Here is a 12,716-nt window from a genome sequence, read left to right on the forward strand (position 1 = left end):
TGCCGGCGCGGTCAAGCCGGGCGGGTCAATCGCGGTCTTTCAATCGATTTGGGATTAAATTTCTCCGCGCTGGCCCAAGCCTGGAACCAGCTTCCAGTTGATCGCATCATCAAAACCTGAAAGCTTGAGGAAAAATCGCCCCAAAAATCGCCCTTGGAGGAATTGCCCGATGAAAACCCGCGCCGCTGTCGCTGTCGCCGCCGGAAAGCCGCTGGAGATCATGGAGGTCGACCTCGATGGTCCGCGCGACGGCGAGGTGCTGGTCGAGATCAAGGCGACCGGCATATGCCACACCGACGAATTCACGCTGTCGGGCGCCGATCCCGAAGGCCTGTTTCCGGCCATCCTCGGCCATGAGGGCGCCGGCGTCGTCGTCGATGTCGGCAAGGGCGTCACTTCGGTCAAGAAGGGTGACCACGTCATCCCGCTCTATACGCCGGAATGCCGGCAGTGCCCGTCCTGCCTGTCGCGCAAGACCAATCTGTGCACCGCCATCCGCGCCACGCAGGGCCAGGGCTTGATGCCCGACGGCTCGTCGCGCTTCTCGATCGGCAAGGACAAGATTTTTCACTATATGGGCTGTTCGACCTTCTCCAACTTCACCGTGCTGCCAGAGATCGCGGTGGCCAAGGTCAATCCCGACGCCCCCTTCGACAAGATCTGCTACATCGGCTGCGGCGTCACCACCGGCATCGGTGCGGTCATCAACACGGCCAAGGTCGAGCAAGGCGCCACCGCGGTCGTCTTCGGCCTCGGCGGCATCGGCCTCAACGTCATCCAGGGCCTGAAACTTGCCGGTGCCGACATGATTATCGGCGTCGACTTGAACAACGACAAGAAGGCCTGGGGCGAGAAGTTCGGCATGACGCATTTCGTCAATCCGAAGGAGATCGACGGCGATATCGTGCCCCATCTCGTCAACATGACCAAGCGAGGCGCCGACCAGATCGGCGGCGCCGATTACACGTTCGACTGCACCGGCAACACCAAGGTGATGCGGCAGGCGCTGGAAGCCTCGCATCGCGGCTGGGGCAAATCGGTCGTCATTGGCGTGGCCGGTGCCGGCCAGGAGATCTCGACGCGGCCGTTCCAGCTGGTCACCGGGCGCAGCTGGATGGGCACCGCCTTCGGCGGCGCGCGCGGCCGCACCGATGTGCCGAAAATCGTCGACTGGTACATGGACGGCAAGATCCAGATCGACCCGATGATCACTCACACGCTGAAGCTCGAGGACATCAACACGGGGTTCGACCTGATGCATGAGGGCAAGTCGATCCGAAGCGTCGTGGTTTACTGAAGAAGACCACAAGCCGCCGACCAACCGGCCTGCGACCTCTGTGGTTCACAACTGGGAGGAAAAAAAATGCCGGAAAAACTGCATCCGAAAATCGACAATGGTCTGCCCAAGGAGAGTGCAAGCTTTGCCGGCGGCACGCTGGTCTGCGCCTGCACCAGCAGGCCGGTCAAGGTGAAGGTCAAGGGCCAGATCGCCCATAACCATGCCTGCGGCTGCACCAAATGCTGGAAGCCGGAGGGCGCGTTGTTCTCGGTCGTTGCCGTGGCCGGCACCGGCGACGTCACCGTCACCGAAAACGGCGACAAGCTCAAGGTGGTCGACCCCAGCGCGCTGATCCTGCGTCATGCCTGCACCGGCTGCGGCGTTCACATGCATGGTCCGGTCGAGCGCGACCATGCGTTCAAGGGCCTGTCCTTCATCCACCCCGAACGCTTCGTCGAGGACGGCTGGTCGCCGCCGGGCTTCACCGCCTTCGTTTCGTCGATCATCGAATCCGGTGTCGATCCGAAGCGGATGGACGGCATCCGCGCGCAGCTGAAGTCAATCGGGCTGGAACCCTATGACTGCCTCAATCCCGGCCTGATGGACTATATCGCGACCTGGACGGCCAAGAAGTCCGGCGCCTTGCCGGCTTAGAAACCGATTGGATTATGTCCATGGGGCCGTGCGAAATCGCCCGGCCCCATATTCATTGGAACCCACGATGCCCGCACCGTCAATTCTCGTCGACGCCGATGCCTGCCCGGTCAAGGCCGAGGTGGAGAAGGTCGCCGAGCGCCATGGCGTCGTCGTCACCTACGTCTCCAATGGCGGCCTGAGGCCGTCGCGCGATCCGATGATCCGGAACGTCGTGGTGTCCAAAGGCGCCGACGCCGCCGATGACTGGATCGTTGAGAACGCGAAACTCAACGACATCGTGATCACATCAGACATCCCGCTTGCCGCCCGTGCGGTGGCGCTCGGCGCCCATGTGCTCGGACCAACCGGGCGCCCGTTCACGCCGGAAACGATCGGCATGGCGGTGGCGATGCGCGATCTCAAGCAGCATTTGCGCGAGACCGGCGAAAGCAAGGGCTACAATGCCAGCTTCGCGCCGCAGGACCGCTCGCGGTTTCTCGGCGAACTCGACCGCATCTTGCGGCGGGCGCTCAAATCCGCCACACCGCAGTAGAAACCGAGCGCCATCCAGGGTTGGAACCGCCATGGCTGCCGAAATCCCGATGAAGAACCCCATGCAGCGCCACATGCTGTTCGCGGTGTCGTTCGGCTTCGGCGTCGTAGCGGTTGTCGTGGCGTTGCTGCTGCATGCCCCGCTCGCCTATTCGATCGGCGCCAACGCATTCTTTGCCACTTACGTCATTCTTGTCGTCGCCCAGATGCCAAAGTTCACCGGCAGGTATCTGAGCAAGAATGCGCGCGCCACCGACCAGCCGGTTCTGGTCATCTTCGCGGTGACGCTGGTCGTCGTCGGCGTTGCCACTTTCTCGCTGTTCCAACTGATCAATCAGAAAGACAGCGCCCATCCCGTCGAGCTTGGCTTCGCGCTGTTGTCGATCCCGCTCGGCTGGTTCACCATCCATGCCATGGCGGCGCTCCATTATGCGCATGTCTACTGGATGGACGGCGATGCGGTAGACGCCGAGACCAAGAAGAAAATCCCCGTCGGCGGGCTGCTGTTCCCGGGCGACAAGAGGCCGGAAGGCTGGGATTTCCTCTACTTCTCGGCGGTCATCGGCATGACCGCGCAGACTGCCGACACCAACATCTCGACAACGCATATGCGTCGTGTCGTGCTTGGCCATTCGATCCTGTCATTCTTCTTCAACACGGTCATCGTCGCCGCGGCCGTCAATCTCGCCGTCAGCCTGGGCAGCCCATAATAATTTCGTGATCGGATGAAACATCGGTTTGGTTGGCGACGTATCAGGAGGACAATGAGCGCGCAGGCCATGCCGCGAGGCCGGGAGACGAGACAAGATGGAATCCGTTGCCAGAAGCCAACCCACCGCCGGGGCGGACCCTGCCGTACGCAAGGAGGAGACGCTGATCTACCGCCAGTCGCGCTGGACGCGGCTGACGCACTGGATCTGGGCCATCTCGCTGTTCTTCATGCTGCTTTCCGGCCTGCAGATCTTCAACGCCCGCCCGCAGCTCTATATCGGCAAGCAGTCGGGCTTCGACTACAACAACACCATCTTCGCCATCGGCGCCGAGAGCACCGACGCCGGGACACGTGGCTACACCGAAATCTTCGGGCATCGCTTCGACACCACGGGCGTGCTCGGCTGGTCGGGTCCGGCGGGCCAGGAGACGGCGCGCGGCTTCCCGTCCTGGGCGACGGTCCCGTCCTACTATGACCTCGGCACTGCCCGCGTCATCCATTTCTTCTTTGCCTGGATACTGACCACGACCTTGATCGTCTGGCTGGTCGCCAGCACCGTGAACGGCCATCTGCGCCGCGATCTCGCGCCGCGCCTCGACGATCTGAAACGGCTGCCGCAAGACATCATCGACCACGCCAGACTCAAATTCCACCACACGCGCGAATACAACACGCTGCAGAAGATGGCCTATGGCGGCGTGCTGTTCGTGCTCCTCCCGCTGATGATCATCACCGGCTTGGCGATGTCACCCAGCATGGACTCGGTGCTGCCGTTCCTCAACGATCTGCTCGGTGGCCGGCAGACGGCACGCACCATCCATTTCACCGTCATGGTGCTGCTGGTCGCCTTCTTCATCATCCACATCCTGATGATCCTGGCCGCCGGTCCGATCAACGAACTGCGCTCCATCATCACCGGCTGGTACCGTACAGATCCTCCCGCGCAGGACGACAATTCCACCGAGAGGAGCGCGTGACATGGCGAAGTTCGAGATCAGCCGCCGGAAATTCCTGACGGGTGCCAGCCTTGGCGCATCCGGCATCATGCTGTCGGGCTGCGACGCCTTCGACAGCCAGCTAAGCATCGGCAGCGGCCTGCGCAGCTTCCTCGAAAATGCCAATGGCCTGACCTACCGGGCGCAACGCCTGCTCGCCGGACGCGATGCGCTGGCGCCGGAATTCACCGAGGCCGATATCCGCCAGCCGCAGCGGCCGAACGGCGTCACGGCTCCCGACGACGACGTGTATAAGGGCTTGCTCGCCAACAACTTCGCCGACTGGCGGCTGGAAGTTTCAGGCCTTGTCGAAAAGCCGCTGTCGCTCAGCCGCGAGCAATTGATGAACATGCCGAGCCGCACCCAGATCACCCGCCATGACTGCGTCGAAGGCTGGAGCTGCATCGCCAAATGGACCGGCACGCCGCTGTCGCTGGTGCTCGACCAGGCGGTGGTCAAGCCGCAGGCGCGCTATGTCATGTTCCATTGTCTCGACACGATCGACCGCAGCCTCTCCGGCGACATCAAATATTACGGCACCATCGACCTGATCGATGCCCGCCACCCGCAGACGATCCTGGCCTATGGCCTGAACGGCAAGCCGCTGCCGGTCGAGAACGGCGCGCCGCTGCGTGTCCGCGTCGAGCGCCAGCTCGGCTACAAGATGCCGAAATATCTCTACAAGATCGAGCTGGTCGACAGCTTCGCCAATGTCGGCGGCGGTCGAGGCGGATATTGGGAAGACAATGGCTACGACTGGTACGGTGGAATCTGAACCGCACACCGCATCATGATCATCGGCTCGGCAGCGAGCGCTGCCGCCCGGTTCAAGCAACCTTGTCGAGCAGTGGCCTCAGCGCCGGATGGATTTCCGGCGAGGCCTGCTTGATCAGGGTCAGCAGCGCGCGCTCGTTCTCGTAAAGAGGTCTGTCCGCCCCGATATGCTCGATCAGCCAGCTGGCTTCGCCGGCATCGATCGTCTCGGCGCGGCGGGCCAGGGCCTCGGCCGCCCTGTTCTTGGCTTCCCACTCGGCCTCGATGTCGTCCGGGGAGCGGTAGGCCTCCATGATCGCGGCGAGACCACCGGAGACCATACGGCTGAAGAAGCTGCCGATTTCCGGATCGGCGTGTTCGAGGAAGGCATCACGACGCAGCGCCACTTCGCGCGTCGGCGCCTCGTAGCCGGCCGAGCACATGACGAAATTGGCGATCGCCTTGACGAACAGATCGTTCCATGACGGATCGTTGTCGGCCTGGGCCGTGCGCTCGTTGATCTTGAACAGCACCTCGGCTTCGGCGCGGGTGATAGCGATGTTGCCGTCGCCGCCATGGGCATGGAGGATCCGGCGCAGCAGCTCGACCTCCGCCTTGGCAATCAGTCCGGGAACCAGCGCGCCACCGAGCATCAGCGGTCCCTTGCCATCGATGACGGCGTGGGCGACCTGCTCCAGCGCATAGACGCAAAGCTGGCTCGGCGACGATCTTGCTTTTTCCAGCACATGGACCAGCAATTCGAGTTCGGTTCGGCTGTCGACCATGCCGTCACGCGAGATCGTGCGAATCAGCCAGTCGGCATTCTCCTGCGAGATGTAGCCCGACGGCTTTTCCTGATGGACGATGTAGTCGGTGACCGCTTCGACGAAGAAGTCCGGCCATTCCTGGCACTTTTCCTTCGCCGTCGCGTCGAGCGCGAACAGCGCCTCGGCCTCGCCGCGCGTCACAACGCCGTCGCCGAACACTTCCTGGCGCAACATGGCCACGTCTTCCCCAGTGATACGGCTTTTCGAGGCCAGCCCCGCCACCGGCGCGCTCATGATCAATTCGCCCATTTGTCGTCCCCGTCCGCTGCCGGCAAGCGCCGGCCCAAAGCTCATAGCCGCCAATATATCGGCAGTGTCTTGAAAAACCGGCAAACGGCGTGGTTAGCGAAGACTTGTCGGCCAGTGCATGTCGCCCAAAAGTGTGCAGCGGTTTTGGGAGAACGACATACATCAAAGGTGTCGCAGGCAGGTGACAATGTGTCGTCGACGGGCTATGGATGACGAGTCGAGGGCTCGGTTTGAGTCCTACCTGTTTGCGGGAGAGAGCAGCGAGAGCTGCCGCCGAAGGGGAAATCGCCCGAAATCTCTCAGGCAAAAGAACCGTAGACGGGAAAGACACTCTGGAAAGTCGGGGCTTGCCCCCGCGCCGAAGGTGTAAGCGCCGCTGACAGAGTTCCGGCTGCGCGAGTCTCTCAGGCTTCAGACAGAGGGGCACGGACTGGTCGCCATTCGCGACCGATTGCGTGCGACTCTGGAGACGACATGACGGGCGACGACACCAAACACCTTCCCCTCGAAGACATCCACGTGGCCGCCGGTGCGCGCTTTGGCGCCTTTGCCGGCTGGTCGATGCCGCTGACCTATCCGGCCGGCGTCATGAAGGAGCATCTGCATACCCGCGAGCATGCCGGCCTGTTCGACATCTCGCATATGAAACTGTTCGAGGTTAGTGGGCCGGAGGCGGTTGCGCTGCTCAACCGCGCCTGCCCCCTGGATGCCGGCGCGCTCGAAATCTCGCAGTCCAAACTGTCCTTCTTCCTCAATGAGGCCGGCGGCATTCTGGACGATCTGATCGTCACCAGGCTCGGTGGCGAGCGCTTCATGGTGGTCGCCAACGCCGGCAACGCCGTGACCGACGAAAAGCATTTGCGTGCGCTTGCCGCGGATTTCGGCGCCAAGGTCGAGCCGCTCGATCGCGTCTTCCTGGCCATCCAGGGCCCGGAAGCCTGGGCCGCCCTTTCCCGCGCCGGCATCGAGACCGGCTCGCTGCTGTTCATGCATGGTGTCGAGCCACGGCAGAACTGGTTCATGAGCCGTTCCGGCTATACCGGCGAGGATGGTTTCGAGATCGGCCTGCCGGAGGCCGACGCGCGCGACCTCGTCGCGAAGCTGCTCGGCGATGAACGCGTGCTGTGGATCGGCCTTGCCGCGCGCGACAGCCTGCGGCTGGAGGCCGGGCTCTGCCTGCATGGCCAGGACATCACGCCGGAAACCGACCCGGCCAGCGCCGGACTGATGTGGGCGATCCCGAAAGAGATTCGCGCTAGCGGCGCCTTCATCGGCGCCGACGCGCTGCGCGCCGCGGTGGAACGAGGCCCCGCGCAAAAGCGCGTCGGTCTGAAGCCGGAAGGCCGCCAGCCGGTGCGTGCCGGCGCCGCGCTCTTTGATGCCGACGGCAATCCCGCCGGCCATGTCACGTCAGGCGGCTTTGGCCCGTCCGCCGGCCACCCGGTCGCCATGGGCTACGTCGCGACGCCTCTGGCAAAGCCCGGGACACGGGTTTTCGCCGATGTGCGCGGCACGAAGATCCCAGTCGATATCAGCTCCCTGCCCTTCACGCCTCATCGCTACCGCAAAGGATAATTCCGATGGCAAAGACCTATTTCACCGAAGATCACGAGTGGTTGCGCGTCGAGGGCGGCATCGCCACCGTCGGCATCACCGATTACGCGCAGGAGCAGCTCGGCGATCTCGTCTTCGTCGAACTGCCCGAGACCGGAAAGAAGCTGGCCAAGGGCGACACCGCCGTGGTGGTCGAATCCGTCAAGGCGGCCTCCGACGTCTATGCGCCGGTCGACGGCGAGATCACCGAGGCCAATGGCACGCTGTCTTCGGACCCATCGCTGGTCAATTCGGCGGCAACCGGCGCCGGCTGGCTGTGGAAGATGAAGCTCGCCGACGAAAGCCAGCTCGCCAGCCTCATGGATGAGGCCGCCTACAAAGCCCATATCGGCTGATATCAGGACTTGGACACATGACCGCAGCACCTTATCCCTTCTCGGCCCGCCACATCGGCCCCGGCCTCAATGACACCAGAGCGATGCTCGCCGTCATCGGCGTTCCCTCGATCGAGACGCTGATCAGCCAGTCCGTGCCGAGATCGATCCGCCTCGACCAGCCGCTCGCCTTGCCCGCACCGGCCAGCGAAGCGGAAGCGCTGGCCGAACTGTCGGCAACCATGGCGAAAAATACGGTGCTGAAGAGCTTCATCGGCGCCGGCTACCACGGCGTCCACGTGCCGCCGGTCATCCAGCGCAACCTGTTCGAGAACCCGGCCTGGTACACGGCCTACACGCCCTACCAGGCCGAGATCAGCCAGGGCCGGCTCGAAATGCTGTTCAACTTCCAGACACTGGTTACCGAACTGACCGGCCTGCCGGTGGCGTCGGCCTCGCTGCTCGATGAAGCAACCGCCGTGGCTGAAGCCGTCGGCATTGCTTTGCGCCATCACCGCGACAAGCGCACCAAGGTGGCGCTGGCCGGCACCCCGCACCCACAGACACTGGATGTCGTGCGCACCCGCGCCGAGCCGCTCGGCACCGAGGTCGACGGCGAGACGATCGACGATAACACCGCCGCCCTGCTCGTCTCCTGGCCCGACACATTCGGCGTCTATGGCGACCACAAGGCGGCGATCGAAAAGGCCCGCGCAACCGGCGCGCTGGTGATTTTCATTGCCGACCCGCTCGGCCTGACGCTGACCGACGCGCCGGGCAAGCTCGGCGCTGACATTGCCGTCGGCCCGATGCAGCGCTTCGGCGTGCCGATGGGCTTTGGCGGCCCGCATGCCGCCTATTGCGCCGTCTCCGACAAACTGACCCGGCTGATGCCCGGTCGTCTCGTCGGCCAGTCGACCGACAGCAAGGGCCGGCCCGGCTACCGCCTCGCTTTGCAGACGCGCGAGCAGCACATCCGCCGCGACAAGGCGACCTCCAACATCTGCACCGCGCAGGCGCTGCTTGCCAACATGGCGACGGCCTATGCCATCTGGCACGGCCCCGCCGGCTTGCAGGCGATTGCCGGGCGCATCCATGCGCTGGCCAGTCGTCTGGCCGCCGGCCTCAACTCCGCGGGCATCTCGGTGACGGGCGCCCGCCGCTTCGACACCGTGACGGCGGAGGTCAAGGGCAGAGCCGCCGAGATTGCCGCCGCCGCCGAAAAGACCGGCCGGCTGCTGCGGGTAATCGACGCCAACACCGTCAGCATCGCCTTCGACGAGACGTCAACCGAGGCCGATCTCGGCGCGATTGCGGCACTCTTTGGCGCCAAGCCCGGCGCCGACGCCAGCACCATGCCCGGCAAGCCGCGCGGCAAGGAGTTCCTGACCCAGCCTGTGTTCCACGAAAACAAGTCGGAAACCGACATGATGCGCTTCCTGCGCCGGCTGGCCGACAAGGACCTGGCGCTCGACCGCTCCATGATCCCGCTCGGATCCTGCACCATGAAGCTCAACGCCGCCGCCGAGATGATGCCGGTGAGTTGGCCAAGCGTCGCCAATTTGCATCCCTTCGCGCCGGCCAGCCATTCGGCGGGCTACCGCGCCATGGCCGGCGAACTGGAGGGCTGGCTGTCGGAGATCACCGGCTTCGACGCGGTCAGCCTACAGCCCAATGCCGGCAGCCAGGGCGAATATGCCGGACTGCTCGCCATCCGCGCCTATCACCGCTCGCGCGGCGAAGGCCATCGCACCATCTGCCTTATCCCATCCTCGGCGCATGGCACCAATCCGGCGAGCGCGGCGATGGCAGGCATGAGCGTCGTCGTCGTGCGCTGTCTGGAGGATGGCAATATCGACATGGACGATATGAGGGCCAAGGCCAATGAGCATTCCAAGAACCTTGCGGCGCTGATGTTCACCTATCCCTCGACGCATGGCGTCTACGAGGAAGGCGCGCGCCATCTCTGCGCCCTCATCCATGAGCATGGTGGACAGGTCTATTTCGACGGCGCCAACCTCAACGCCTTGGTCGGCCTCGCTCGCCCCGGCGACATCGGCGCCGATGTCTGCCATATGAACCTGCACAAGACCTTCTGCATCCCGCATGGCGGCGGCGGTCCAGGCGTCGGCCCGATCGGCGTCAAGGCGCACCTCAAGCCCTATCTGCCGGGTCATGTCACCGAAGGCTCGGCGCATGCCGTGTCGGCCTCACCTTTCGGCAGTGCTTCCATCCTGCCGATTACCTGGATGTACATCCGCATGATGGGCGCTTCCGGCCTGAAGCAGGCGACCGAGACGGCGATCGTTTCGGCAAACTACGTGGCGACGCGGCTCGCACCGCATTTTCCGCTCCTCTACAAGGGCAGGCACGATCGCATTGCCCATGAGTGCATCCTGGACACCCGCGTTCTCAAGGAGAGCGCCGGCATCAGTGTCGACGACGTCGCCAAGCGCCTGATCGACTATGGTTTCCATGCGCCGACCATGTCGTTCCCGGTCGCCGGCACGCTGATGGTGGAGCCGACCGAGTCCGAGCCCAAGCGGGAACTCGACCGCTTCTGCGAGGCGATGATCGCCATCGCCGGAGAGGCAGCGAAAGTCGCCAGGGGCGAATGGCCTTTGGCCGACAATCCGCTGGTCAACGCGCCGCACACCGCCGCCGAGACGCTGGCCGGCCAGTGGACCCATCCCTACTCGCGGCTGGAAGCGGCCTATCCCGCCGGCGATGCCGACACGGCGGCCAAATACTGGCCGCCGGTGTCGCGCATCGACAATGTCGCCGGCGACCGCAACCTGGTCTGTTCCTGCCCGCCGCTGTCTGACTATCTGGGTGCGGCCGAGTAGCTACGCTGAGCGCAAGGCCGGCTCGACCGGTTCGGCCTTGCCCGTCCTTTTGCGGCTGATGACGCAATTTCGCCCGGCGCGCTTGGCCGCATAAAGCGCCGCGTCGGCCTCGGCCAGCACCTCATCGAGGCTGCGGCTGTCGGCTTCGCCAAAGCCGATGCCGCCGCTGACCGTGCTGCGCAACGGACCGAGTTGGGTGGCAACGATTTCGGTGCCGAAGGCAACGCCGATCTTGCTGGCGAGATCGTAGGCCCTTTCATCGGTCATCCGCGACATGACGACGGCGAATTCCTCGCCGCCAAGGCGAAAGGCGTCGACGCCGGTCCTGGCATATTTCTTGATCACCGCGGCGAAGCGGCACAGGACCTGGTCGCCGACCGGGTGACCGTAGACGTCGTTCGTCCGCTTGAAATGGTCGAGGTCGAACATGACAACGAACATGAAGGGACCGAAACTGCGCTCGCCATAGAGCGATTTCAGCGCCCGGCGGTTCATCAACCCCGTCAGCGGGTCGGTCATGGTCTCGGCCTTCAACTCGATCTGCGCCTGCAGATGGTGGAGGGAAAGCGTCAATGCGCCGAGCCCGGTCATGCAGGCCACCGCCACGACGGAGTTCAGTCGTTCGGCCCAGTTGTCGGGCGCGGCCGCGAGCGCCCACTGCCCCTTGCCCAGCAGAACCATGCCGCAGAGCGCGAACGACACCGCACAGGTGCCGCTCAGAAACGAAACCACCAGCAGGATCCGGCGATCATGGCTGCCGTTGATCCAGAACATGGCGCCGATCGCCGAGAGCAGCGCCGTGACAGTCGCGTAGGTGATGATGAAGCCGACGCCATCAAGGCCGACGAAGGTCACGGCCGCACAAACAGCCATGGCGGCAAGCGTCGGTGCGACGGCACGTCTGTGGCCGGGTACGCCAAGATACTGCATGGACGACTGGCAGATGATCAGGAACCCCAGGCTGAGCAGTGCAAGCACGACCTGGCAGAGCAACGGATCAGGCTCCTTGGTGTATCGCCAGAACAGGATCACATGGGCGACGAGCACCAGAATGCCGCACGCCACGGTCAGGACGAAGCCCGCCTTGGGCGCGGTGAACCAGATCGCGAACATGGTGGCGCTGAGGCAGATGCCCGACAGCGCGGCCGCGAGCAGGAGCGAACTGAAGTCCAGCATATCGGGTGGGTGCCTCTCGAGCGTCGGCGGTTGCGCTACACTCTAGGCCAGCAGCAGCCCTCGGACATGATTTTCAGCCGATCGTCCGACGCGACCTGCCGAAAGGGTTTACAAAGCGTCGATGCCATCTGTCCCAAAACCGTACCTTTGGCCGCAGCGATCGGTTCAACCCTTGTTCAAGAGGGCGAGATTGGCGTTGACGACCGTCGGATCGGCCATGCCAGCCCTCGCTTCCAGCAGCAACGCCCTGGCCTTCTTGCGATCGCCACGCAACAACTGCGAATAGCCCATGTTGTTGACGATCTGCGGCTTGCGGCCGGCGACTTTCAAAAGCTGGTTGTAGGCACGGTCGGCGAAGTCGAAGCGGCCAAGTTCGTCATAGGAAGCGGCGAGCCCCATCCAGGCTTCGGCATTGTCGGCCTTCAACTCGACGGCCTTGCGGAAATGCTGTTCGGCGAGGCCGTAATTGGCGTCGCGAAACTGCGCTTTGCCTTGTGCCAGGTCGGAGGTGTCGATGTCCTTTGCCGCCGGTTGGATAGCTGTGGTCTTGGTGGTATCGACGCCGCCCGTCGTACAGCCAGACATCATCAAGACGGCCGCCAGCGCGGCCATTGCCGTGAAATTATTGTGACGCATGCCCCTGCCTCATCGCCCGATTTGCCGGGTCGTTCTTCAGGAAACAGAACTACATCCGAGCAATTAAACTTCGGTGCCGAAACGCGCTCAAAATTAAGCTTCGGGCACACCGGCCATTAACCACGAA

At 63.8% G+C, this 12,716-nt stretch carries 12 protein-coding genes and 1 riboswitch; of the genes, 9 read left to right on the plus strand and 3 right to left on the minus strand.

From position 1 onward, the window contains the following. Positions 1–169: 169 nt before the first annotated feature. The 6 genes from ACFSQT_RS25975 (at position 170) to ACFSQT_RS26000 (ending at position 4,949) form a co-directional block, all read left to right on the plus strand. Positions 170–1,297 (plus strand): S-(hydroxymethyl)glutathione dehydrogenase/class III alcohol dehydrogenase, encoded by a 1,128-nt coding sequence (locus tag ACFSQT_RS25975; protein WP_379023505.1) that lies wholly within the window; start codon positions 170–172, stop codon positions 1,295–1,297. 66 nt (positions 1,298–1,363) lie between these two features. Next, positions 1,364–1,933, plus strand: a complete 570-nt coding sequence (gene gfa / locus ACFSQT_RS25980; RefSeq protein ID WP_379023507.1) for an S-(hydroxymethyl)glutathione synthase — start codon at positions 1,364–1,366, stop codon at positions 1,931–1,933. A gap of 67 nt (positions 1,934–2,000) precedes the next feature. Further along, complete coding sequence (locus ACFSQT_RS25985) at positions 2,001–2,468, plus strand: YaiI/YqxD family protein (protein WP_379023509.1); 468 nt, start codon at positions 2,001–2,003, stop codon at positions 2,466–2,468. Between the two features lie 31 nt (positions 2,469–2,499). Next, entirely contained in the window at positions 2,500–3,177 is a 678-nt protein-coding gene (locus ACFSQT_RS25990) for a DUF1345 domain-containing protein (RefSeq protein WP_379023511.1), read from the plus strand. A gap of 97 nt (positions 3,178–3,274) precedes the next feature. Next, complete coding sequence (locus tag ACFSQT_RS25995) at positions 3,275–4,156, plus strand: cytochrome b/b6 domain-containing protein (protein ID WP_379023513.1); 882 nt, start codon at positions 3,275–3,277, stop codon at positions 4,154–4,156. 1 nt (position 4,157) lies between these two features. Next, positions 4,158–4,949, plus strand: a complete 792-nt coding sequence (locus tag ACFSQT_RS26000; protein WP_379023515.1) for a molybdopterin-binding protein — start codon at positions 4,158–4,160, stop codon at positions 4,947–4,949. Positions 4,950–5,001: 52 nt separating this feature from the next. Here ACFSQT_RS26000 and ACFSQT_RS26005 read toward each other — a convergent pair whose 3' ends face one another. Then, the gene (locus tag ACFSQT_RS26005; RefSeq protein ID WP_379023517.1) at positions 5,002–6,003 is read right to left on the minus strand and encodes a hypothetical protein; all 1,002 of its coding nucleotides are present in this window, start codon (positions 6,001–6,003) and stop codon (positions 5,002–5,004) included. Positions 6,004–6,241: 238 nt separating this feature from the next. Beyond that, a riboswitch (glycine riboswitch) is annotated at positions 6,242–6,328 on the plus strand. A 149-nt stretch (positions 6,329–6,477) separates the two neighbouring features. Here ACFSQT_RS26005 and gcvT point away from each other — a divergent pair. From gcvT to gcvP, 3 genes are read left to right on the plus strand one after another with little or no spacing between them, the layout of a single operon-like run. Beyond that, complete coding sequence (gene gcvT / locus ACFSQT_RS26010) at positions 6,478–7,578, plus strand: glycine cleavage system aminomethyltransferase GcvT (protein ID WP_379023519.1); 1,101 nt, start codon at positions 6,478–6,480, stop codon at positions 7,576–7,578. 5 nt (positions 7,579–7,583) lie between these two features. Beyond that, the gene (gene gcvH / locus ACFSQT_RS26015) at positions 7,584–7,952 is read left to right on the plus strand and encodes a glycine cleavage system protein GcvH (protein ID WP_379023521.1); all 369 of its coding nucleotides are present in this window, start codon (positions 7,584–7,586) and stop codon (positions 7,950–7,952) included. 17 nt (positions 7,953–7,969) lie between these two features. Further along, a complete protein-coding gene (gcvP, locus tag ACFSQT_RS26020; protein WP_379023523.1) occupies positions 7,970–10,777 on the plus strand; it encodes an aminomethyl-transferring glycine dehydrogenase in 2,808 nt (935 codons plus the stop codon). Here the strand turns inward: gcvP and ACFSQT_RS26025 are convergent, their stop codons facing one another. Both ACFSQT_RS26025 and ACFSQT_RS26030 read right to left on the minus strand, forming a co-directional pair. Then, the gene (locus ACFSQT_RS26025) at positions 10,778–11,953 is read right to left on the minus strand and encodes a GGDEF domain-containing protein (RefSeq protein ID WP_379023525.1); all 1,176 of its coding nucleotides are present in this window, start codon (positions 11,951–11,953) and stop codon (positions 10,778–10,780) included. Positions 11,954–12,118: 165 nt separating this feature from the next. Further along, entirely contained in the window at positions 12,119–12,589 is a 471-nt protein-coding gene (locus ACFSQT_RS26030) for a tetratricopeptide repeat protein (RefSeq protein ID WP_379023527.1), read from the minus strand. Between the last annotated feature and the right edge of the window lie 127 nt (positions 12,590–12,716).

Origin of the sequence: Mesorhizobium calcicola, from assembly GCF_042682105.1 — a bacterium.
Taxonomy (GTDB): Bacteria; Pseudomonadota; Alphaproteobacteria; order Rhizobiales; family Rhizobiaceae; genus Mesorhizobium; species Mesorhizobium calcicola.

What these genes read in the sequence shown, in the direction of transcription:
- ACFSQT_RS26025 (WP_379023525.1), bottom strand. Translation starts at nt 11,953, where the DNA reads ATGCTGGACTTCAGTTCGCTCCTGCTCGCGGCCGCGCTGTCGGGCATC.
- ACFSQT_RS26005 (WP_379023517.1), bottom strand. Translation starts at nt 6,003, where the DNA reads ATGGGCGAATTGATCATGAGCGCGCCGGTGGCGGGGCTGGCCTCGAAA.
- ACFSQT_RS26000 (WP_379023515.1), top strand. Translation starts at nt 4,158, where the DNA reads ATGGCGAAGTTCGAGATCAGCCGCCGGAAATTCCTGACGGGTGCCAGC.
- gcvT (WP_379023519.1), top strand. Translation starts at nt 6,478, where the DNA reads ATGACGGGCGACGACACCAAACACCTTCCCCTCGAAGACATCCACGTG.
- ACFSQT_RS25975 (WP_379023505.1), top strand. Translation starts at nt 170, where the DNA reads ATGAAAACCCGCGCCGCTGTCGCTGTCGCCGCCGGAAAGCCGCTGGAG.
- gcvP (WP_379023523.1), top strand. Translation starts at nt 7,970, where the DNA reads ATGACCGCAGCACCTTATCCCTTCTCGGCCCGCCACATCGGCCCCGGC.
- ACFSQT_RS25990 (WP_379023511.1), top strand. Translation starts at nt 2,500, where the DNA reads ATGGCTGCCGAAATCCCGATGAAGAACCCCATGCAGCGCCACATGCTG.
- ACFSQT_RS26030 (WP_379023527.1), bottom strand. Translation starts at nt 12,589, where the DNA reads ATGCGTCACAATAATTTCACGGCAATGGCCGCGCTGGCGGCCGTCTTG.
- ACFSQT_RS25985 (WP_379023509.1), top strand. Translation starts at nt 2,001, where the DNA reads ATGCCCGCACCGTCAATTCTCGTCGACGCCGATGCCTGCCCGGTCAAG.
- gfa (WP_379023507.1), top strand. Translation starts at nt 1,364, where the DNA reads ATGCCGGAAAAACTGCATCCGAAAATCGACAATGGTCTGCCCAAGGAG.
- gcvH (WP_379023521.1), top strand. Translation starts at nt 7,584, where the DNA reads ATGGCAAAGACCTATTTCACCGAAGATCACGAGTGGTTGCGCGTCGAG.
- ACFSQT_RS25995 (WP_379023513.1), top strand. Translation starts at nt 3,275, where the DNA reads ATGGAATCCGTTGCCAGAAGCCAACCCACCGCCGGGGCGGACCCTGCC.